Origin of the sequence: Pseudomonas parafulva, from assembly GCF_000800255.1 — a bacterium.
Lineage (GTDB): Bacteria > Pseudomonadota > Gammaproteobacteria > Pseudomonadales > Pseudomonadaceae > Aquipseudomonas > Aquipseudomonas boreofloridensis.
The window spans coordinates 4975603-4995858 of sequence record NZ_CP009747.1 but is presented as its reverse complement, the minus strand read 5'-3'; the positions used below and the strand labels follow the sequence as shown (position 1 = coordinate 4995858).

Sequence of the window (20256 nt, the reverse complement as noted above, 5' to 3'; positions counted from 1 at the left end):
AGCCGGTGGTCGAGCCGGTCGTGGAAATCGCGCTGGCGCTGATCGTGCCCCTCAACCCAACGGAAGCATCACATGGCCCCCTGGCTGACAGTAGTAGGCATCGGCGAAGACGGTTTCAGCGGCCTGGGCAAACAGGCCCGGCGCGCACTGCTGGGCGCACCGACGATCTTCGGCAGCCCGCGCCAGTTGGCGTTGCTGCCGCGCTGCGTGGTCGGCCAGCGCCAGCCCTGGCCCAGCCCGTTCTCCCTGGCGCCGGTGCTGGCCCGGCGCGGCGAGCCGGTGTGCGTGCTGGCCAGCGGCGACCCGATGTTCTACGGCGTCGGCGCGAGCCTGGCGCGCCAGGTGCCGGCCGAGCAGATGCAGGTGCTGTCGATGCCCTCCTCCTGCGCCCTGGCCGCCGCGCGCCTGGGCTGGCCTTTGCAGGAGGTGCAGGTGGTCTCGGGGGTGGCGCGGCCACTGGCGGCGCTCAATGCCCACCTCTACAGCGGCATGCGCCTGCTGGTGCTGAGCAATGACGGCGACAGCCCGACCGCCATCGCCCGGTTGCTCTGCGAACGCGGTTTCGGCCCCAGTCGCCTGCAGGTGTTCGAGCACTTGGGCGGGGCGGCCGAACGCTGCCTGAGCGGCACCGCCGACGCGTGGCCAGCAGGCAGCAGCGCCGCGCTCAACCTGGTCGCCATCGACTGCCAGGCCGCGCCCGACACGCCGCGCTTGTCACCGGTCAGCGGTCTGCCCGACAGCGCCTTTCGCCACGACGGTCAGTTGACCAAGCGCGACGTGCGTGCCATCACCCTGGCGCGTCTGGCGCCGCAGCCGGGCGAGCTGTTGTGGGATGTCGGTGCCGGCTGTGGCTCGATCGGCATCGAATGGATGCGCGCCCACCCCAGTTGCCGCGCCTTGGCCATCGAGGCCGACGAAGGCCGACAGGGCTTCATCGAATTCAACCGCGACCAGCTCGGCGTGCCGGGTCTGCAACTGATTCGTGGCAAGGCGCCACAGGCCCTGACCGAGCTGGAGCGCCCCGACGCCATCTTCATTGGCGGCGGTGTCACGGGCGAGGGCGTACTGCCGGTGTGCTGGGAGCGCCTGCGCCCCGGCGGGCGGCTGGTGGCCAATGCCGTGACCTTGCAGAGCGAGCTGGCCCTGGCGCAGTTCCGCGAAGCGCACGGCGGCGAGTTGACCCGCCTGCATGTGGCCCAGGCCCAGGCCCTGGGCAGCTTCGACACCTGGCGCCAAGCCCTGCCGATTACCCTGCTTGAGGTGGTCAAGCCCGTCGATGCGTGAAGAAACCCGCGAACAACCGGCGCCGCTGCGCAGCGGCCTGACCACCGGTAGCTGCGCCACGGCCACCAGCTTGGCGGCGGCGCGCCTGTTGCTGACCGGCCAGACCAGCGATGCGGTACAGATCACCTTGCCCAAGGGCAAGCAGGTGCAGATGCGCCTGGAATTCTGCCGGCGCGATGCCGAGCGCGCCGAAGCCGGCACCCTGAAAGATGCCGGCGACGACCCGGACGTGACCCATGGCGCCCTGCTCTACAGCCAGGTGCGGCTGATCGAACAGCCCGGCGTGCGCTTCGTCGCCGGCGAGGGCGTGGGCACCGTCACCCGCCCCGGCCTGGTGCTGGCGGTGGGCGAGCCGGCGATCAACCCGGTGCCGCGGCGGATGATCGGCGAACACCTGCAGCAGTTGGCCGAGGCCTGCGCCTATGCCGGTGGGTTCGAGGTCACGGTCAACGTGCAGGACGGCGCGGCGCTGGCGCTCAAGACCATGAACCCGCGCCTGGGCATCCTGGGCGGGCTGTCGATTCTGGGCACCAGCGGCATCGTCCGGCCGTTTTCCTGCGCGGCCTACATCGCCTCGATCCACCAGGGCATCGATGTCGCCCACAGCAATGGCTGCACGCACATCGCCGCATGCACGGGCAACGCCAGCGAGGACACCATGCGGCGGATCTACGGCCTGCCGGAAATGGCCTTGATCGAGATGGGCGACTTCGTCGGCGCGGTGCTCAAGCATGTGCGCAAGGTCCCGGTGGCACGCCTGACCCTGTGCGGCGGCTTCGGCAAGATCAGCAAGCTCGCCGCCGGGCACATGGACCTGCACAGCCGCCACTCGAGCATCGACCTGCCGCAGTTGGCCGGTTGGGCAGCGGACATCGGCGCGCCCGCCGCGCTGCAAGACGCCATCGTCGCCGCCAACACCAGCCAGCAGGCGCTGGCGCTGGCCCATGCGGCGGGTGTCGCCCTGGGCGATGCGGTCTGCGCCCACGCCCTGGCCTTCGCCCGCAGCGTGGTGCCGACGCAGGTGCAGGTGGAGGTGTTCGCCATCGACCGCCAGGGCGGTGTGGTCGGCACGGCGGGTGTGCAATGAGCGGGCGCATTCTTTTGCTCGGCGGCATCACCGAGGCCCTGGCCATCGCCCGGCGCCTGGGCCCGCTGCACGTCTACAGCCTGGCCGGCATCGGTCGTGTGCCCGACGACCTGACTTGCCAGGTGCGCGTGGGCGGCTATGGCGGCGCCGAAGGGCTGGCGGCGTACCTGAAAGCCGAACGCATCAGCCTGCTGATCGACGCCACCCACCCTTATGCCGCGCAGATCAGCGCCAACGCCGCACGCGCCGCGCAAGCGGCCGGGGTGACCTGCTGGGCGCTGCGCCGACCGGCGTGGCAGGCCCAGCCGGGAGACGACTGGCGTGAGGTGGCCGACTGGACGGAACTGATCGACGCCCTGGCGCCGTTTCAGCGACCCCTGTTCACCCTCGGGCGCGAGCCGCTGCAACATTTGCAGGCCATCCCGCCGCAGCAGTTCTGGACCCTGCGCGCCCTGGAAGCCTGTCCGGGCAACGCGCGCTGCGAAGTGATCGGCGCACGCGGGCCGTTTCAGCTGGAAGACGAGCGGGCGCTGTTCGCACGACGGCAGATCGACGTGCTGGTCAGCAAGAACAGCGGCAGCGCCGCCACCGAACCGAAACTGCAAGTGGCCCGCGAGCGCGGGGTGCCGGTCTTGGTGCTCAAGCGCCCGCCGCTGCCGACAGTGGATCGACTGTTCGAGTCGGTGGCGGCGCTGAGTGAGGCGTTGGGGTTGTGAAACCTGGGCAGGTGAGTACTGCCGGGCTCACAACCACACGCAATCCCAATGCGGATAATCACCCGCTTGCCTGACCAGCCCTGCTCGGAGCGGGTTGGCAACGATGTAGCGAGCGACAGCCCTGAGGTAGTCTTCACGACGCAGCGCTCGATCATGGAAGCCTGGCTGCCAGATGGGCCTACGTGGGGCCCCTGCCCGATACAGTGCGCAACTGCTGCGGGACTTGAAGCGGCACATGAGTGTGTCGAGTTTCACATTGCCCAATTCGATCAACCAATGCAGGTGGTCAGGCATCAGTACCCAGGCCAGCGAGCGGCAGGCCTGCTCTTGGCCAGAATGTCTCAATTGAGAAATGACCGTCCGGGCGAGCGGGAAGGCGTCGAAAAGAGCAAGCCGATTGCGGGTGGTGGTAGTCAGCAGATAGAACCGCCCTGGCTCGGAAAAGCGGCCTCGTCGTAGCCGATGGGAACTGGGACGGTCCATGTCGCGCTCCTGTGGAAGGTGTGTTCGACGATAGACGCGGTGCGCCTGAGCGGTTGGATTGCAGTGTTGCTTCGTATGACAACCATGATCTGGTTGGACTGGGGGGTCTTTCACCTACCACCGACCCGTGGTTTTGCTCAACTTCATTGGAGTCTGCACGCCCTCGTGGGACACGATCAGGGGGAAGGGCACTTTTTCATAACCAGGCTTATGCTTGGTAAGCGATTGGAGCCCATGCCTATGGCATCGCATGGGACTCAATTCATTCGCTGGCGTCTGCCAGTTTCGAGAGGTCGTCAGGCGACAGCTTGATCTCGGTAGCTGCCTTGAAGCTCTCGAGCTGAGACAGGGAGGTCGCACTGGCGATCGGTGCACTTATGCCTGGTTGAGCAATCAGCCACGCGAGGGCCACCTCCGCCATTTTGGCATCGTGACGATGGGCTACGACTTGCAAAGCATCTAGGATCTTTCGTCCTCGAGCATCCATATACCTAGCCAGATCGTCGTAGCGAGCAGTTCCCTCAATGGATTCCTTGTCTCGGTATTTTCCGGTGAGGAAGCCCGAGGCGAGGCTGTAGTACGTGACTACGCCCAGGCCTAGTTCATCGCAAACAGGCTTGAGCTCAGTCTCGAAGCTTTCGCGGTCGTATAGGTTGTACTCAGGTTGGATGACTTGGTAAGGCTGCAGGCCATTCCTCGCGGCGGCTGTGTTGGCCTCTCGGAGCTGCTGTGCTGAGAAATTCGACGCGCCCAGGATGCGAGCCTTTCCACTATCGATCAGCCCTTGGTACACCGCCAGAGTTTCTTCGTGAGGTGTCTCGTCATCAGGAAAATGCGAGAAATAGACGTCGATATACTCGCTGCCCAGTCGGCGTAGCGACTCGTCAAAGGCTTGGGTGATCCATTTCTTGGACAGGCCTTTACGAAGAGGATCTCCCACATCAGCACCCCCCTTGGTGAAAATTTTCACCTTGTCACGGACACCCGGTCTCGATTTGAGCCAGCGACCAATGATGGCTTCAGATTCTCCACCTTTGTTGCCTGGTGCCCAGACTGAGTAGACATCGGCAGTATCTATGGTGTCGAAACCGTGATCGACGAAGGCGTCCAGAAGCTCAAAGCTACGCTTTTCGTCAATCGTCCAACCAAAGACATTGCCACCGAACACGATGGGCGAAATGCTCAGCGCTGTTTTACCGAGAGGGTGCTGCTTCATGTGTCTCTCCATGGGGTTTTTAGGTTTTGAATCCCTGATTACGACCAGGCTTCTGAATGGAAGAACTCTAACCATCGGTACCATCCAAACCTAGCCGGATGCCTCGGTATGATTGGAACTGTCAGTTTTTTGAGCATCCCTGCATGCTGGAGCGTTGCGAACGCCCCGCGCAGAGATGATGCGCGTTTAAGCACGAAAATTGATTGACCCGTTGCAGTTGTCACCTGGGGACAATCGTAGGATCGAGTCTCAAACGTTCTTTGGGGTTGAATCATGAATAAGAAAATCGCCGGTCTCGTGCTGGCTTCGGCATTGGCAGGTGCGTCTGGCGCTACCTTCGCCGAAACTTTCACGCTCCACAGTCCTGAATTGGAAGGTGGGAAATTTGGCAATGCCAATCTACTGAGCGAGCCTTATGGCTTTGGGTGCAAAGGTGGAAATATCTCCCCATCCTTCACCTGGAGTGGCGTGCCGGCGGGCACCAAGAGCTTCGTCCTGACTATTTATGATCGCAACGCGCCTACTGGTGTGGGTTGGATGCATTGGGTTGTGGCGAACATTCCTGCCACCGCTAAAGGCCTGCCAGGCGGCATCGACGCGCAAGGCAAGAATCTGCCTGCCGGGGCACTTCAGCCACGCACAGACTTCGGTGTCCCTGGGTACGGTGGCCCTTGCCCGCCAGAGGGTTCTACGCATGATTTCGAGATTACCCTCACGGCTGTGAAGGTTGATGCTCTACCTATGGTGACTGCAGAAGCGACACCTGCATTCGTTGGTTTCTTCACGAAGGCCAATTCGCTAGGTGAAGCCAAGCTAACGATCAAGCAGGGCCGCTAACGGAAGCGGGCGCGAGGGTGGTAGTTGCCTTCGTGCCCTCACACTACAGGCTCAAAGGCCTCCGACAAACGCACGTCCGATGGGCTATGACCGAAACGCTGTCTGAATCTGGAAGAGAACCGAGAGCTGCAGCTGTATCCAACCTCACAGGCGATATTTGCTACTGGTAGGTCGGTGACCTGAAGCAGTGTTAGCGCCCTGGACATTCGGACATCTAATAGAAGCTGCTGAAAGTGCGTGTCCTCCACAACGAGCCTACGCCTGAGCGTGGCCTCGCTCATTGCGAGATGCTGCGCCACCATCGTTGCCGTCCACGTTTCACCAGGATCACTGCTGATTAGCTGGCGAACCCTCAACGTAATCTGATTAGTCGAGCTGGTACCGAAATACCCCCCGTGGTGATCAAGCCAGACCAGCATTTCCTCGAGGCGACTTCGAACTATCGACTCAGGGATGTCCTCCTTCTCACAAAATCCAGCGTAGGCATGGCGGAAGGATGCAAGCAAGCCGTTGCAGCTTCCTTGGATCAGCTGAACGTCATTAATTCTTCGACCGTTGGGTCGCCGCTCCAAAAAAGACTTAACCACAGCGTCGGCGCAGATCAGAACCTCTGCTTCGTAGATGCCAGTTCTGGGGCATGGTGTGTTGATCACATCGAACGTCTGTTCTGACGCTAAGGCTACGATCTCCCCAGGGCGTACGACCAATTCCTGGCCAGCCCAACGGAGGCATTTCTGGCCCTTCCACACAGCCACCAGTGTGGATTCTTCGATGTGCACACGATGGGTGAGTAGCTTGCGGCCCTGAATCACCCGGGCGCTCGCACCCACATTCCCACGGCCTACGGTTGAACGCTTCATTGGCGCGCACTCCATTGCCAAGAAAACCGAGTGCCGACGCCACTGCAGGCGCCAGCAGACGGGGATGTCTTAAGAGGCGGAAACAACGCGCTGTTGTTGCTCGCCCAGCCCTTCGATCCACAGGCGAATGGTGTCGCCGGTGTTGAGGTAAACAGGGTCAGGTTTGATGCCCATGCCTACGCCTGGAGGGGTGCCGGTGCAAATTACATCACCCGGTTGCAGGGTGATGTAACGGCTCAGGTAAGATACGATTTCAGCAACGGTGAAAATCATGGTCTTGGAGTTGCCGGCCTGACGGCGCTCACCGTTCACATCAAGCCACATGTTCAGATTCTGCGGATCTGGTACTTCGTCACGGGTAACCAGCCAAGGGCCGATCGGGCCGAAGGTATCGCAGCCCTTGCCCTTATCCCATTGAGACGACTGCAGTTGGAAAGCACGCTCAGACACGTCGTTGATGACGGCGTACCCAGCGACATAGTTCAGGGCGTCTTCCTCAGATACGAAGCGCGCTTCAGTTCCGATAATCACGCCAAGCTCGAGCTCCCAATCCAGCTTGGTGGAGTGAGGGGGCTGTACGATGTCGTCATTCGGGCCACTGATGCAGGTAATAGCCTTGGTGAAGACAACTGGCTCGGTCGGAATGGCCATGCCCGCTTCCTCAGCGTGATCGCGGTAATTCAGGCCGATGGCGATGAACTTACGGACGCCAGAGACAGGAGTGCCGTATCGCACGCCAGCGTCAACTACAGGCAGGGTCGAGACATCGATATCTGAGAGCTGCGCCAGTTTCTCCGGAGACAGTTCAGTAGGGGTGATGTCGGTGACGTGAGCGGACAGATCGCGAATTTTTCCTTCGGCATCGATCAGGCCAGGACGTTCTTGGCCCGGTTGGCCAAAGCGGCAGAGCTTCATTGGTTACGCCTCTATTTGTGGGGGGAGCTATCAGGAAACTTTGATCTTGAAGATCTTCCAGGGCTTCTGAACCAGGTTCGGGCCGCCAGAGAACATCGGGATTCGGTTGAGTTGGGTGCTCGGGAAGTAGAGATAACCATCCGGGCCAACAGAAGGTGCAATAGGCCAAACGATCTGATCATCAGTCACGAGCTGTTGGAATTCGCCGTTTGGTCGTAGGACGGTCATGCCGTTCTTCTCCGCATCGGACATATAAATATTTCCGTGCTTGTCACGGCAGAGGCCAGCTACCCAAGGGCCGACAACGTGAGCCACAGTCACCTTCTCAGCGATTTCGTCATCTGTGAGCGCTGGGTTGGTCAGCACATTGACGTCGACCTCGAAAATTCTCGAGCCGAACAAGCACATGAAGAAGAGCTTCGACTTGTCTTCACCGAACTCAAGCAAGTCGTTGTGTATGTACATCGGCCGACCGTCGAGCAATCGGATCAGGCGTCCCTCCATGGTCGGGACATCATCTGGGAGGCACCGCATCAGTGGGTGGCCAACGAGGACGCGACGATAGGAGTTGTCACGGAGGTCGATGACGTAGAAAGAGCCTTCCTTCGACTCTGCCATGATTGCGTAATGCCCGGCGAAACGGATGTGCGCCAAACGAGTGCCTGGGTGCGCAACCTCCGGAGCGAAGCGGATGACCCTTACAACCTCGTTCGTCGAGAGATCAATCTCGATGAGTTTCACCGCGCCTGGGATAGCTTTCGCGAAATTCGGGGCCGCGGCGTCCAGCACCCACAGGCTGCCCCTGTCGTCTGCGAAAACGCTGTTGATATCTACGAAGGCCTGGGTAGGGTCATTGACCCCGTTCTGCCATTGGTTCCAGTGATTGTTAGGGTACGGTTTCCACGAACCGTCCTTTGCGATCTCGACAACGCCTGGAGTGGGGCCAGTCCAGCCCGGCATGCTCGCAAATAAACGACCATTAGGCGCACAAACGGCGCCATTCCAGAGATAATCATGGGATTGAGCGACTTCGATCAGCTCCACAGCGGTAGACCTCAGGCAGACTTGAGAAAATCCAGTTTATTCCCGAAAATATATTTTGTGCAATAAAGAAGATTATGCGGATACGTAAGGAAGGTTCGCCATGTCGGTAGATAACCCTGCCAAAAGCCTTACCCAGGCGACCTACGAGCGCCTGCGTAGAGACGTGCTGTCCTGCGCATTGGCGCCTGGTAGTCGCGTGAATGTGAAAGAGCTCGCTGAGTTGTATGAGGCGAGTGGAGGAGCCGTCCGTGAGGCGCTTTCTCGGCTCACTTCGGAAGATTTGGTCGTCTTGGAGCCTCAGAAGGGCTTTCGGATTGCGCCAATATCGTTGGCTGACTTGCGGGATCTCACGCTCGCAAGAATCGAAATCGAGGGGATGTGCCTTCGCCAGTCGATCGAGAACGGCGACGTCAGCTGGGAAGCCCGATTGGTTTCGGCCTACCACAGTTTGTCTAGAGCGCCTGGCCCAGAGTCAGGCGATAAATATGAGTCCGTGCAGTGGAATGGGGCGCACTCTGCGTTCCACGAGACGCTGGTCAGCGCATGTCCCAACTCCTGGCTGTCCAGGTTGCGCAAAATGATGTTCGAGCAGAACTCCCGCTACAGAGCCCTCTCCGTCGCCATCACGGCGGGTGATCGTGACCTGTCAGGCGAGCACAAGGGGTTACTAGACGCTGCATTGGCTCGTGACGCCGATACGGCTGTTGCGCTCATCGGCTTACACATTCAGCAGACTTCTGCCGTACTGATGACTGAATTGCAGGCCTCGAAAGCCCTAGGCGATCAGTAGATGCCCTTGTTCCCAGCGCAGTAAGCGCTTGCGCCGCTTCGCTCGTGAGGCGGCGTAACATTTTCACATACAGAATCCGAGACTTGATCGGATTGACACTGTGAATGAGCGCATCTGTCGGTGTTAAAAAGGGCGACTGACGGAAAATTCATCTCAACCGTGCTTTGCACATTCAGAGAGATGAATGCATGAAACGCTCTTCCCTAGCTTCAGCATGCCTTTTGGCGATCATGTCGCTGTCCACTGCTTCCTTTGCAGCCAACGTGACGGTTTTAGACGGGGCTCAGCTGTTTGATGGCAGCGGCAAGCCAGTGATTGATAATTCCCGGGTTGTCATTCAAGACGGGATAATCAAGGCTGCGGGTGCTGCGGCAGACGTCACCATCCCTGCTGGTGCCATCGTTACCCAGTACAAGGGTAAAACCATCATCCCAGGATTGATCTCCGATCACACTCACCTGGGGCAGTACGACGCCACTATTTCTGGGTCACCTTTCAATGAGGCGACTATCGCTCGACAGTTGCTTCAGTATGAAGGGTTTGGTGTCACTACGGTGGTATCCATGGGGGTTAACGGGCCTGAGTTCTACCCCATTCGAGAAAAGCTCCGCAGTCACTCAATGAAGGGCGCAGATATCTTCGGCGCCGACAAGGGCATTGGTGTACCGCTAGGCGCTCCTCCAGCAAAAGTGGGTGCTGATCAGTTGGATAGGCCTGCAACCCCGGATGAAGCTCGTGCAGCAGTCAGAGCTGCGGCTGCACGCGGTACCGACCTAATCAAGCTTTGGCTGGATGACTTCCAAGGGGCGCATTTGGTCAAGATGGAGCCTGCCATCTATACCGCGGCAATTGATGAGGCGCATAAGCAAGGGCTCCGGGTCGTTGCGCACATTTACTATCTCCAGGATGCCAAGGATCTGATCAAGGCCGGTGCAGACGTGCTTGGCCATGGCGTTCGCGATACGTTGATCGATGACGAGTTCGTGAGCCTGATGCGTACTCACGGCACTTGGTACATTCCTACTCTGGGCGTAGACGAGGCTTCGTTCCGATTTGCAGAGCAGCCAGAGCTGCTGAAGGATCCAAGCGTTCGAAAGGCTCTGAATCCAAAGCTGCTGGCTCAATTCGAAGATCCGAAGTGGCGGGAGACGCAGTTGGCGAACCCCGGGCTCAAGCTTTGGCATCAGGGGCTCGAGAACAATCTGCGAAATACCAAACGACTCGTGGATGAAAACTTGGCGGTGGGCTTCGGTACCGACTCTGGCGCTATGCCACTACGTATTCCTGGCTATGCCGAGCATCGTGAACTCGAGCTTTTGGTTCATGCCGGTATGACGCCTGCACAAGCTCTGACGCTCGCTACAGGTAAGGCTGCAGACATGATGAAGTTGACTGACCGTGGTCGTATCGAAGCTGGCAAGCGTGCAGACCTTGTCGTGGTTGACGGCGATCCCACCAAGAATATTGAGGCGCTCGATCACATCGTAGAAGTGCGCAGCTCCGGCGAAAAAGCTTCCCTCACGTTTACGCCTTACTAAGCCCGATCTGGGGGAGTGGCGTCCTGCTGCTCTCCCAGGCGCGTGATCATTTCACGCGCTTTTTCTGCTGCCTCAATGCACAGCATTGGTAAGGCAACCTGGCATCGGTATGTCGAGCGCGTCTGCTCGATGGCTTTGCCTTGTAAACCCTGAACACTTTTAGCGAACACCTCTTGGATCAAGTGGTGTCCGCGTGCGCGTGTCTTTTTTGCAGGTACATTTCATGAGCACTGTTAATGATCAAATCCCCAATCCACGTAAGAACGCGAGGCGTGTGCAAGCAGCGATCGCATTGTTCGCGGTGGCCTGCATAGCGGGAGCAATCTATCAAGCAGGATTGGATGCAGAGGTCACGGAGGATGCCTATGTAGGCGGCAACCTAGTCCAGGTCACTGCACAGATTGGCGGTACCGTGACGGCCATTAAGGTCGACGATACCGACAAGGTTGGCCAGGGGCAGGGGTTAGTGGAGTTGAGTGATGTAGACCAACTGCTGGCACTCGAAAGTGCTAAAGCGGCGCTAGGAACCTCCGTGAGAACAGCGAAGGGGCAGTTTCTGCGAGTGAGGGAGCTTGAGGGGGAGGTCAGTCTGCGGCAAAGCGATTATCAGAAGGCGTCCGATGACTATGCGATCGTGTCCCGAGAAGTGGTGTAACTGAACCAGCCGAAGGCGCCCTGTGGGCGAAAGAGGGTGGTCATCGTGGTTCTTGGCTAACGTTGAGTTTGCGAAGACCTAACACTCACCAGGGAAACCACGATGACCAAGCCCACTATCGCACTGACCGAGTTGGTTGAGAAAGGGGCAGACGCTGATCTGCTCAAGCAAATGATCCAGTTCGTTGCCCAGCGCATGATGGAATTCGATGTCGAAAGTCTGTGCGGCGCCGGCTTCGACGTTAAAAGCCCTGACCGGATAAACAGCTGCAACGGCTACCGGGATCGCCTCTGGCAAACCCGCGCTGGCGATGTCGATCTCAAGATCCCGAAACTGCGTCAGGGCAGCTATTTCCCCGGCTTTCTTGAGCCTCGTCGTACTGCCGAGAAGGCCATGGCGGCGGTGATCCAGGAAGCCTATATCCAAGGCGTTTCAACGCGTTCGGTGGACGAGCAGGTCAAGGCCATGGGCATGACCGGCATTTCCAAGAGCCAGGTGTCACGGCTGGCTGGCGAGATCGATGAACGCGTCCACGCCTTCCTTGATCGCCCTTTGGAAGGCGACTGGCCTTACCTGTGGATCGACGCCACGTACGTCAAGGTGCGGGAGGCCGGGCGCATCGTCTCGGTCGCCGTAATAATTGCCGTGGCCGTGAACACGGATGGTGGCCGCGAAGTCCTGGGCATGCGGGTTGGGCCGTCGGAGGCCGAGCCGTTCTGGACGGACTTCCTGCGAAGCCTGATGCGGCGCGGCCTGCGTGGCGTGAAGTTGGTCATCTCCGATGCCCACGAAGGTTTGAAGGCTGCGGTTTCCAAGGTCTTCAACGCGACCTGGCAGCGCTGCCGCGTACACTTCATGCGCAACGCCATGGCCCATGTCGGCAAGGGCCAGCGCACCATGGTAGCGGCGCTTCTGCGCACGGTTTTCGCCCAGGATAGCCGCGCTGAATGCCACCAACAGTGGCGCTTGGTTGCAGACCAACTGCGCGAGAAGTACCCCAAGATCGCAACACTCATGGACGGGTGCGAGGACGAGGTGCTGGCGCACATGGCGTTTCCCAAAGCGCATCGACAGCAACTGCACAGCACCAATCCACTGGAGCGGCTCAACGCAGAGATCAAGCGCCGCACCGACGTCGTGGGCATCTTCCCCAACGATCCTGCGATCACAAGGCTGGTAGGGGCGATGCTGCTGGAGCAGAACGACGAATGGTGCCTGCAACGGCGATGTATGCAGTTGGAGGCCTTTGAATCCGTCAGTGATAATCCACAGGCCAAGCTGTCGGCCGTAATCAACTAAACGGCAAACTCAGTGGCCAGCGCCATGATGAGTTACACCACTTCCTGGGACACGATCCCTTGCGTCGCGATTGGACCGCGTAGCGGTCCCAGGTTTTCAGCTTCGCCGCTGCCATTGCCGGGACCGCTCTGCGGTCCAATCGCGACACAAGGCCGCTCCCACAAAAAGACGCGCTGGATTCTGGAAATCATGCGCTGCAGATGAGTAACAAACGCATGATTACCCGGTTCCGCATGCCGCGCCGAGGATATAAAGCGAGCGCAATCTCGGTGGGAGCCAACTGTCTTTCACCTACCACCGACCCGTGGTCTTGCTCAACTTCATTAGAGTCTGCACGCCCTCGTGGGAGCGGCCTTGCGTCGCGATTGGGCCGCGTAGCGGTCCCAGGTTTTCAGCTTCGCCGCTGCCATTGCCGGGACCGCTGTGCGGTCCAATCGCGACACAAGGCCGCTCCCACAAAAAGACGCGCTGGATTCTGGAAATCATGCGCTGCAGATGAGTAACAAACGCATGATTACCCGGTTCCGCATGCCGCGCCGAGGAAATAAAGCGAGCGCAATCTCGGTGGGAGCCAACTGTCTTTCACCTACCACCGACCCGTGGTTTTGCTCAACTTCATTGGAGTCTGCACGCCCTCGTGGGAGCGGCCTTGCGTCGCGATTGGACCGCGTAGCGGTCCCAGGTTTTCAGCTTCGCCGCTGCCATTGCCGGGACCGCTTTGCGGTCCAATCGCGACACAAGGCCGCTACCACAAAAAGACGCGCAGGATTCTAGAAGTCATGCGCTGTAGATGAACAACAAACGCATGATTACCCGGTTTCGCATGCCGTGCCCCGGAAATAAAGCGAGCGCAATCTCGGTAGGAGCCAACTGTCTTTCACCTACCACCGACCCGTGGTCTTGCTCAACTTCATTGGAGTCTGCACGCCCTCGTGGGAGCGGCCTTGTGTCGCGATTGGGCCGCACAGCGGCCCCATGATCCCGAGCGCTGCACACCTGCAGGACGCCAAACGGCGACCCCAACACGCCAGCTCACCGCCGCCCTCACCACTGCCAAAGCTCAGGCACAAGACAGTCGCGGCCCCCTGCCGTAAACTTCAGCCTCCCTCACCGCAAGGCCCTGCCCATATGGAAATGCAATGGTGGATCTGGCTCGTCTTCGGCATCGCGCTGATCCTGCTGGAACTGGTGCTGCCGACCTTCTTCATTCTCTGGTTCGGCATCGGCGCCGTGCTGGTGGCGTTGACCGCCCTGGTCGCGCCGGCCCTGCAACTGGACATGCAAGTGCTGCTGTGGGTGGCGTTGTCCTCCGTCACCACGCTGCTGTGGTTCAAGGTGTTTCGCAACAAGAAGCCTGACCTGCGCTGGACCGCCGACAGCGTGATCGGCGAAGTCGGCCTGCTCACCGCCAGCGTGTCGCAGTTCCAGAAAGGCCGTGTGCGTTTTCAGAAGCCCGTGCTGGGCAACGAGGAATGGACCTGCATCGCCGACAGCGACATCGCCGCTGGCGAGCGTGTGCGCCTGAGCGCCATCGAAGGCAACATCGTGCGGGTGACCCGCCCCTGAACCTCTACTGAAAGGAAGCTAGCAATGACCAGCCTCATCGTCGTCGGCGCCATCGCGCTGTTCGTGTTGATCACCGTGTTCAAGGGCGTGCGCATCGTCCCCCAGGGCGAGGAATGGATCGTCGAGCGTCTGGGTCGCTACCACAGCACCCTCAAGCCCGGCTTGAACATCCTCGTGCCGTACATGGACGTGGTCGCCTATCGCCTGCCGACCAAGGACATCATCCTCGACGTGCAGCAGCAGGAAATCATCACCCGCGACAACGCGGTGATCGTCGCCAATGCCCTGTGCTTCGCCAAAGTGGTGGACCCGCAGAAAGCCTCCTATGGCGTGCAGAATTTCTCCTTCGCCGTCACCAGCCTGACCATGACCTCGCTGCGCGCCATCGTCGGCGCCATGGACCTGGACGAAGCGCTGTCCAGCCGCGAGCAGATCAAGGCACGCCTGCGCGAGGCGATGTCCGAGCAGACCGAAGACTGGGGCGTGACCGTGCGCTCGGTGGAGATCCAGGACATCAAGCCCTCGGAGAACATGCAGAAGGCCATGGAACGCCAGGCCGCCGCCGAGCGTGAGCGCAAGGCCGACGTGACCCGCGCCGAAGGTGCCAAACAGGCGGCGATCCTCGAAGCCGAGGCACGCCTGCAGGCCGCCCGCCTCGATGCCGAAGCACAGATCAGCCTGGCCGAAGCCTCGGCGCGGGCGATCTCGCTGGTGCGCGATGCGGTGGGTAACGAAACCACCCCCGCCATGTACCTGCTGGGCGAGCGCTACATCGACGCCATGGATAACCTGGCCGGCAGCGACAATTCGAAGATCGTGGTGCTACCGGCGGACCTGCAGGAAACCGTGCGCGGGCTGCTGGGGCGCGGCAAGGTTTGACGAGGCGACTCGCCTCTGCGGCAGATCACCGCACCGGGGCGTTTTTCCCTATACTGCGCCGTACAATAGCCACCTGATTCCTGACCGGATCTTTCCATGACCCCACGTCGGCACATTGCCTGGATAGCCTGCCTTGCAGTGCTGTTCAACCTGCTGGCCATGCCGCTGTCTTCGGCCGCACCCAAGGGTGCGGCCGAGCAGTTGCTGTGGGGTGCCTTCTGCTCCAGCGGGGCGAGCAAGGCCACGTTCGACGTGCAGTCCCTGGCCAAGATCGATCTCGGCCAGCAGGACCAACACGCCGGCATGCAACACTGCTGGTGCTGTTCCGGCAGCGCTCCGGCGCTCGCCCTCACCGGCCACGCGCCGCATCTGCACAGCCCGCCCGGGCGCAGCTTCGCCCAGTCACCGCCACTGCCCGCGCACCAGCCGACGCCGCGCCAACTGTGGCCGGCGCTCAATCCGCGCGCCTCTCCCCTGGTCTGAGTTCACGACGCCGTCCCTGAACCTCGACAGACCGGAGAACATTCAATGCTCAAGCATGCCCTCGTCCTGGCCGCCCTGCTGCTGCCCGGCGCCTTCGCCAACGCCCACGAATACAGCGTGGGCGAACTGCATATCGCCCATCCCTGGTCGCTGCAACTACCGCCCAACGCCCCTAACGTCGCCGCCTACTTCGTCGTGCACAACAACGGCGCCAGCGACGATCGCCTGCTCGGCGCCGACAGCCCGATCAGCGACGACACCCAGTTGCACGAGCATGTGCAAACCACCACCGGCGCCATGAAGATGCAGCAGGTCAAGGGCGTCGAGGTGCCCGCGGGCAAGGACGTGGTGTTCGCCCCCAGCGCCTACCACGTCATGCTGATGCAGCCCAAGGACCGTAGCCTGCTCGAGGACGGCAAGCGCTTCCCGCTGACCCTGCACTTCGAGAAGGCCGGCGACGTCACCGTCCAGGTGGTGGTGCAGAAGCAGCCGCCCGCCGAACAGGCCGGACACGCCCACGCGCACTGACCGCTGATCGGCGCTGGCCATGAGCCTGTCGCGCACACGCACAGCCCGCAACACCCGCCCTGATCGCAGGCGCGTCGGTGGCGGCTGGCTGAGCCTGTTCGCCATGTGGATGATCTTCATCGGGCCGCTGGTTTCCCAGTCGCTGCCGATGGATCACCACGCCGGCATGGCGATGGACATGAGCATGCCCATGGACATGCCCATGGCGCACGCCGAGCCGGCCGCGCAGGACCACTGCAACGACGGCCAGTTGCACGCCGACTGGGAACGCTGCGGCTATTGCAGCCTGCTGTTCAACTGCCCTGCCCTGCCCCAGACCCTCAGCCCGCTCAGTGCTGGCCGCCTGGCGCCGCCCACCCTGGGCGCCATTCCCACCCGCCAGGGCCATGCCCTGCATGCCGTGTTTCCCGGCGCGCGCAGCCGCGCGCCGCCCCTGTCGATCGTCGTCTGAACCCCCTTCATGCCCAAGGCCTGGTGGCCTTGCGCGTCTTCACGACTGATCGACTGGAATCATTATGTCCGGCTGCACCCGTACCCCTGCGCTACCGCGCACCCTCGCCCTGTTCTGCGGCTCGCTGCTCAGCCCTCTCGCGCTGGCCGTCGCCGCCGACCACTCGCACCCTGACGCACCCGAGCTGAGCCCGACGGTGATCACTGCCGTGGCCCCCAGCTCGCCGCTGACCGTGGTCACCAACCCCAAGGATCCCCGCCAGCCGGTGCCGGCCAGCGACGGCGCCGACTACCTCAAGACCATCCCCGGCTTCTCCGCCATCCGCTCCGGCGGCACCAACGGCGACCCGGTGCTGCGCGGCATGTTCGGCTCGCGCCTGAACATCCTCACCAACGGCGGCGTGATGCTCGGCGCCTGCCCCAACCGCATGGACGCGCCGACCTCCTACATCTCCCCGGAAACCTACGACCGCCTGACCGTGATCAAAGGCCCGCAGAGCGTGATCTGGGGGCCTGGCGGCTCGGCCGGGACCATCCTCTTCGAGCGCGAGCCCGAAAAGTTCGGCACCCTCGGCAGCCGCGTCAACGCCAGCCTGCTGACCGGCTCCAACGGGCGCTTCGACAAGGTGCTCGACGCCGCCGCCGGCAACGATCAGGGCTACGCCCGCTTCGTCGGCAACCAGTCGCGCGCCGACGACTACCACGATGGCCACGGCGACACGGTGCCGTCGCGCTGGGACAAGTGGAATGGCGACGTCACCCTGGGCTGGACCCCGGACGCCGATACCCTGCTCGAACTCACGGCTGGCAAGGGCGATGGCGAGGCGCGCTATGCCGGCCGCGGTATGGACGGCTCGCAATTCAAGCGCGAAAGCCTGGGCCTGCGTTTCGAGAAGTCCAACCTGGGCGAGGTGCTGGACAAGGTCGAGGCGCAGGTCTACTACAACTACGCCGACCACGTGATGGACAACTACAACCTGCGCACCCCGTCCGGGCGCGGCATGATGGGCATGCCCATGGTCAGCAACGTCGACCGCCGCACCCTCGGCGCGCGACTCAAGGCCACCTGGCGCTGGGCCGACGTGCAATTGATCAGCGGCCTCGACGCGCAGACCAACGAGCACCGCAAGCGCGGCGGCATGGGCGTCGACGCCCACAAGGGCCAGCCCTGGACCAAGGACGCCGACTTCCACAACTACGGGGCGTTCAGCGAGCTGACCTGGTACGCCACCGGCGAAGACCGGCTGATCGCCGGCGCCCGCCTGGACCGTGCTTCGGCCCGCGATTTCCGCCAGACCAGCGCCACCGTTGGCGACACCCGCGCCGACACCCTGCCCAGCGGCTTCGTGCGCTACGAGCACGACCTCGCGGCCATCCCGGCCACCGCCTACGTCGGCCTGGGCCACGCCCAGCGCTTCCCCGACTACTGGGAGCTGTTCTCGCCCAAGCAGGGGCCCAACGGCGCGGTGAACGCCTTCGACGCCATCAAGCCGGAGAAGACCACCCAGCTCGACGTTGGCATCCAGTACAAGGATGAGCGCCTGGAGGCCTGGGCATCGGGTTATGTCGGGCAGATCCGCGACTACATCCTGTTCGACTACCGCACCGGCATGATGGGCATGAGCAGCACCCAGGCGCAGAACATCGATGCGCGCATCATGGGCGGCGAACTGGGCGCGGCCTATGCGCTGACCGACAACTGGAAGGCCGACGCCACCCTGGCCTACGCCTGGGGCAAAAACAGCAGCGACGGCAAGGCGCTGCCGCAGATGCCACCGCTGGAAAGTCGCCTGGGCCTGACCTACAGTCGCGACACCTGGAGCGTCGGCGGGCTGTGGCGGCTGGTGGCGGCGCAGAACCGCATCGCCCAGAACCAGGGCAACGTGGTCGGCAAGGACTACGAGAAGAGCGGCGGATTCGGCGTGTTCTCGCTTAACGGAGCCTACAAGGTCAACCGTAACCTCAAGCTCAGCGCCGGTGTCGACAACCTGTTCGACAAGACCTACGCCGAGCACCTGAACCTGGCCGGCAACGCCGGGTTCGGCTATCCGGCCGCCGATCCGCAGCCGGTCAACGAGCCGGGCAGAACCTTCTGGACCAAGGTCGATTTCAGCTTCTGACATAACAACAACGACATCGACCCCGCGGACGCGGCCAACACCGCGCCCGCTGGGGCGAACGGGAGATACCGTGAAACAACCGCAGCCTTCCTTCTACAACCTGGCCTGGCGCTGGCACTTCTACGCCGGGCTGTTCGTCGCACCGTTCATGATCCTGCTGGCGCTCACCGGGATCGTCTACCTGTTCAAGCCGCAGCTCGACCCCTGGATGTACCGCGACCTGATGGTGGTCGAGGCCGGCGCGCAGCGCCAGAGCGCCGACACGCTGCTGGCCAAGGTGCGGCAGGCCTATCCCCAGGGCCACATCGGCCAGTACCTGCCGCCGCTGAACGCCGAGCGCAGTGCGCAGTTCGTGGTGCACGACGGCGGCCGTGAGCTGAACGTGTTCGTCGACCCCTACCGCGCCGAAGTGCTGGGCGTCCAGGACGGCAAGCGCAACCTGCAAGCCATCGCCCGCGCCCTGCACGGCGAACTGATGATCGGCACCCTGGGCGACCGTCTGGTGGAACTGGCGGCGGGTTGGGGCATCGTGCTGGTGGTGTCCGGGCTGTACTTGTGGTGGCCGCGAGGACGCAGCGGCGCCGGCGTGCTGTGGCCACGCCTGACGGCGCGCGGGCGCCTGCTGTGGCGCGACCTGCATGCGGTCGTCGGCTTCTGGGGATCGGCACTGCTGCTGTTCATGCTGCTCAGCGGCATGACCTGGACCGGCTTCTGGGGCAAGCAATACGCCGAGCTGTGGAACCGCTTTCCGGCGGCCATGTGGACTACGGTGCCCACCTCGGACCAACAGGCCGGTGCGCTCAACGACGCTCACCGCCAAACCGTGCCCTGGGCCCTGGAAAATACGCCGATGCCGGTGTCCGGTGCGCACGCCGAGCATAGGGGACATCACACCGGCCACAGTGCTCCAGCGGCGCCGCAAATCGGTTTGCAGCAAGTCCAGGACCTGGCCGACGCGCGTGGCGTGACGCCCGGCTACAGCATCACTGCGCCGACCACCGCCGACGGCGTCTTCACCATCGCCGTGTTCGCCGACGACCCGCGCCACGACGCCACCCTGCATGTGGACCAGTACACCGGCCAGGTGCTGGCCGACGTGCGCTGGCAGGACTACGGCACGGCGGCGCGCGCCACTGAGCTGGGGGTGATGCTGCATGAGGGGCGGATGTTCGGCCCGGTGCACCAGGCGATCATCCTGCTGGTGTGTTTGATGATTCTGTTGGGCGCGGTCAGCGGGCTGGTCATGTGGTGGAAACGCAAACCCAGCGGCAGCCTGGGCGCACCACCGCTGCGCCATGACCTGCCACGCTGGAAGGCCGCCGTGGCGGTGATGGCGCTGCTGGGCGTGCTGTTTCCGCTGGTGGGGTTGTCGATGCTGGTGGTCGGTTTGGCCGACCGCCTGTGGTTACGCCGCCGCAGACCGCTGCCACGTTGAGTGCCGGCCACGCCTGACAAATCTGCTAGTTGTCGGGGTGCTGGGGCCGCTGCGAAGCTCCTACCGAGCAC

The 20256-nt window shown here is 62.1% G+C and carries 20 protein-coding genes; 15 read left to right on the top strand and 5 right to left on the bottom strand.

From position 1 onward, the window contains the following. Positions 1-72 precede the first annotated feature (72 nt). From NJ69_RS21760 to NJ69_RS21750, 3 genes are read left to right on the top strand one after another with little or no spacing between them, the layout of a single operon-like run. The gene (locus NJ69_RS21760) at positions 73-1284 is read left to right on the top strand and encodes a bifunctional cobalt-precorrin-7 (C(5))-methyltransferase/cobalt-precorrin-6B (C(15))-methyltransferase (RefSeq protein ID WP_039582943.1); all 1212 of its coding nucleotides are present in this window, start codon (positions 73-75) and stop codon (positions 1282-1284) included. Continuing rightward, the gene (locus tag NJ69_RS21755) at positions 1277-2371 is read left to right on the top strand and encodes a cobalt-precorrin-5B (C(1))-methyltransferase (protein WP_039582942.1); all 1095 of its coding nucleotides are present in this window, start codon (positions 1277-1279) and stop codon (positions 2369-2371) included. The genes NJ69_RS21760 and NJ69_RS21755 overlap by 8 nt, the downstream gene beginning before the upstream one ends. Further along, positions 2368-3087 carry a cobalt-precorrin-6A reductase gene (locus NJ69_RS21750; RefSeq protein ID WP_039582941.1) on the top strand — a complete coding sequence of 240 codons (720 nt, stop codon included), beginning with the start codon at positions 2368-2370 and terminating at the stop codon, positions 3085-3087. Before NJ69_RS21755 ends, NJ69_RS21750 begins: the two co-directional genes overlap by 4 nt. Positions 3088-3114: 27 nt before the next feature. Here the strand turns inward: NJ69_RS21750 and NJ69_RS22550 are convergent, their stop codons facing one another. Both NJ69_RS22550 and NJ69_RS21740 read right to left on the bottom strand, forming a co-directional pair. Beyond that, complete coding sequence (locus NJ69_RS22550) at positions 3115-3570, bottom strand: REP-associated tyrosine transposase (RefSeq protein WP_080754791.1); 456 nt, start codon at positions 3568-3570, stop codon at positions 3115-3117. 262 nt (positions 3571-3832) lie between these two features. Further along, the gene (locus NJ69_RS21740; protein ID WP_039582938.1) at positions 3833-4786 is read right to left on the bottom strand and encodes an aldo/keto reductase; all 954 of its coding nucleotides are present in this window, start codon (positions 4784-4786) and stop codon (positions 3833-3835) included. Between the two features lie 273 nt (positions 4787-5059). Between NJ69_RS21740 and NJ69_RS21735 the strand changes: the two genes are divergently transcribed. Further along, the gene (locus tag NJ69_RS21735; protein WP_039582937.1) at positions 5060-5623 is read left to right on the top strand and encodes a YbhB/YbcL family Raf kinase inhibitor-like protein; all 564 of its coding nucleotides are present in this window, start codon (positions 5060-5062) and stop codon (positions 5621-5623) included. 38 nt (positions 5624-5661) lie between these two features. On the opposite strand, the gene NJ69_RS21730 is transcribed toward NJ69_RS21735, so the two are convergent. The 3 genes from NJ69_RS21730 to NJ69_RS21720 form a co-directional block, all read right to left on the bottom strand. Then, on the bottom strand, positions 5662-6483 hold the full coding sequence (locus tag NJ69_RS21730) for a helix-turn-helix transcriptional regulator (RefSeq protein ID WP_039582935.1): 822 nt from the start codon (positions 6481-6483) through the stop codon (positions 5662-5664). A gap of 69 nt (positions 6484-6552) precedes the next feature. Further along, complete coding sequence (locus tag NJ69_RS21725) at positions 6553-7398, bottom strand: fumarylacetoacetate hydrolase family protein (RefSeq protein WP_039582934.1); 846 nt, start codon at positions 7396-7398, stop codon at positions 6553-6555. Positions 7399-7428: 30 nt separating this feature from the next. After that, positions 7429-8442 carry an L-dopachrome tautomerase-related protein gene (locus tag NJ69_RS21720; RefSeq protein ID WP_039582932.1) on the bottom strand — a complete coding sequence of 338 codons (1014 nt, stop codon included), beginning with the start codon at positions 8440-8442 and terminating at the stop codon, positions 7429-7431. Between the two features lie 100 nt (positions 8443-8542). Here NJ69_RS21720 and NJ69_RS21715 point away from each other — a divergent pair, with 100 nt between their 5' ends. The 11 genes from NJ69_RS21715 to NJ69_RS21665 all read left to right on the top strand — a co-directional run bounded on the left by NJ69_RS21715 (position 8543) and on the right by NJ69_RS21665 (position 20185). Continuing rightward, entirely contained in the window at positions 8543-9232 is a 690-nt protein-coding gene (locus NJ69_RS21715) for a GntR family transcriptional regulator (protein WP_039582931.1), read from the top strand. A gap of 188 nt (positions 9233-9420) precedes the next feature. Next, positions 9421-10770 carry an amidohydrolase family protein gene (locus NJ69_RS21710; protein ID WP_039582929.1) on the top strand — a complete coding sequence of 450 codons (1350 nt, stop codon included), beginning with the start codon at positions 9421-9423 and terminating at the stop codon, positions 10768-10770. Between the two features lie 223 nt (positions 10771-10993). After that, positions 10994-11425 carry a biotin/lipoyl-binding protein gene (locus tag NJ69_RS21705; RefSeq protein ID WP_039582927.1) on the top strand — a complete coding sequence of 144 codons (432 nt, stop codon included), beginning with the start codon at positions 10994-10996 and terminating at the stop codon, positions 11423-11425. A gap of 102 nt (positions 11426-11527) precedes the next feature. Next, positions 11528-12724, top strand: a complete 1197-nt coding sequence (locus NJ69_RS21700) for an IS256 family transposase (RefSeq protein ID WP_039582925.1) — start codon at positions 11528-11530, stop codon at positions 12722-12724. Between the two features lie 1128 nt (positions 12725-13852). Continuing rightward, positions 13853-14290, top strand: a complete 438-nt coding sequence (locus tag NJ69_RS21695) for an NfeD family protein (RefSeq protein WP_039582923.1) — start codon at positions 13853-13855, stop codon at positions 14288-14290. 24 nt (positions 14291-14314) lie between these two features. After that, positions 14315-15169: an SPFH domain-containing protein gene (locus tag NJ69_RS21690; protein WP_039582922.1), complete on the top strand. Its 855-nt coding sequence runs from the start codon at positions 14315-14317 to the stop codon at positions 15167-15169. 96 nt (positions 15170-15265) lie between these two features. After that, the gene (locus NJ69_RS21685) at positions 15266-15652 is read left to right on the top strand and encodes a DUF2946 domain-containing protein (protein WP_039582921.1); all 387 of its coding nucleotides are present in this window, start codon (positions 15266-15268) and stop codon (positions 15650-15652) included. A 45-nt stretch (positions 15653-15697) separates the two neighbouring features. Further along, complete coding sequence (locus NJ69_RS21680; protein ID WP_039582919.1) at positions 15698-16180, top strand: copper chaperone PCu(A)C; 483 nt, start codon at positions 15698-15700, stop codon at positions 16178-16180. Between the two features lie 19 nt (positions 16181-16199). Further along, positions 16200-16631: a DUF2946 domain-containing protein gene (locus NJ69_RS21675; RefSeq protein ID WP_029613675.1), complete on the top strand. Its 432-nt coding sequence runs from the start codon at positions 16200-16202 to the stop codon at positions 16629-16631. A gap of 64 nt (positions 16632-16695) precedes the next feature. After that, the gene (locus NJ69_RS21670; protein WP_039582918.1) at positions 16696-18750 is read left to right on the top strand and encodes a TonB-dependent copper receptor; all 2055 of its coding nucleotides are present in this window, start codon (positions 16696-16698) and stop codon (positions 18748-18750) included. 70 nt (positions 18751-18820) lie between these two features. Next, positions 18821-20185 (top strand): PepSY-associated TM helix domain-containing protein, encoded by a 1365-nt coding sequence (locus NJ69_RS21665; RefSeq protein ID WP_039582916.1) that lies wholly within the window; start codon positions 18821-18823, stop codon positions 20183-20185. The last annotated feature ends 71 nt before the right edge of the window (positions 20186-20256 follow it).

Bases quoted from the DNA above. Each gene is read 5' to 3' on its own strand.
- NJ69_RS21760 (WP_039582943.1), top strand. From the start codon at position 73: ATGGCCCCCTGGCTGACAGTAGTAGGCATCGGCGAAGACGGTTTCAGC.
- NJ69_RS21755 (WP_039582942.1), top strand. From the start codon at position 1,277: ATGCGTGAAGAAACCCGCGAACAACCGGCGCCGCTGCGCAGCGGCCTG.
- NJ69_RS21750 (WP_039582941.1), top strand. From the start codon at position 2,368: ATGAGCGGGCGCATTCTTTTGCTCGGCGGCATCACCGAGGCCCTGGCC.
- NJ69_RS22550 (WP_080754791.1), bottom strand. From the start codon at position 3,570: ATGGACCGTCCCAGTTCCCATCGGCTACGACGAGGCCGCTTTTCCGAG.
- NJ69_RS21740 (WP_039582938.1), bottom strand. From the start codon at position 4,786: ATGAAGCAGCACCCTCTCGGTAAAACAGCGCTGAGCATTTCGCCCATC.
- NJ69_RS21735 (WP_039582937.1), top strand. From the start codon at position 5,060: ATGAATAAGAAAATCGCCGGTCTCGTGCTGGCTTCGGCATTGGCAGGT.
- NJ69_RS21730 (WP_039582935.1), bottom strand. From the start codon at position 6,483: ATGAAGCGTTCAACCGTAGGCCGTGGGAATGTGGGTGCGAGCGCCCGG.
- NJ69_RS21725 (WP_039582934.1), bottom strand. From the start codon at position 7,398: ATGAAGCTCTGCCGCTTTGGCCAACCGGGCCAAGAACGTCCTGGCCTG.
- NJ69_RS21715 (WP_039582931.1), top strand. From the start codon at position 8,543: ATGTCGGTAGATAACCCTGCCAAAAGCCTTACCCAGGCGACCTACGAG.
- NJ69_RS21710 (WP_039582929.1), top strand. From the start codon at position 9,421: ATGAAACGCTCTTCCCTAGCTTCAGCATGCCTTTTGGCGATCATGTCG.
- NJ69_RS21705 (WP_039582927.1), top strand. From the start codon at position 10,994: ATGAGCACTGTTAATGATCAAATCCCCAATCCACGTAAGAACGCGAGG.
- NJ69_RS21700 (WP_039582925.1), top strand. From the start codon at position 11,528: ATGACCAAGCCCACTATCGCACTGACCGAGTTGGTTGAGAAAGGGGCA.
- NJ69_RS21695 (WP_039582923.1), top strand. From the start codon at position 13,853: ATGGAAATGCAATGGTGGATCTGGCTCGTCTTCGGCATCGCGCTGATC.
- NJ69_RS21690 (WP_039582922.1), top strand. From the start codon at position 14,315: ATGACCAGCCTCATCGTCGTCGGCGCCATCGCGCTGTTCGTGTTGATC.
- NJ69_RS21685 (WP_039582921.1), top strand. From the start codon at position 15,266: ATGACCCCACGTCGGCACATTGCCTGGATAGCCTGCCTTGCAGTGCTG.
- NJ69_RS21680 (WP_039582919.1), top strand. From the start codon at position 15,698: ATGCTCAAGCATGCCCTCGTCCTGGCCGCCCTGCTGCTGCCCGGCGCC.
- NJ69_RS21675 (WP_029613675.1), top strand. From the start codon at position 16,200: ATGAGCCTGTCGCGCACACGCACAGCCCGCAACACCCGCCCTGATCGC.
- NJ69_RS21670 (WP_039582918.1), top strand. From the start codon at position 16,696: ATGTCCGGCTGCACCCGTACCCCTGCGCTACCGCGCACCCTCGCCCTG.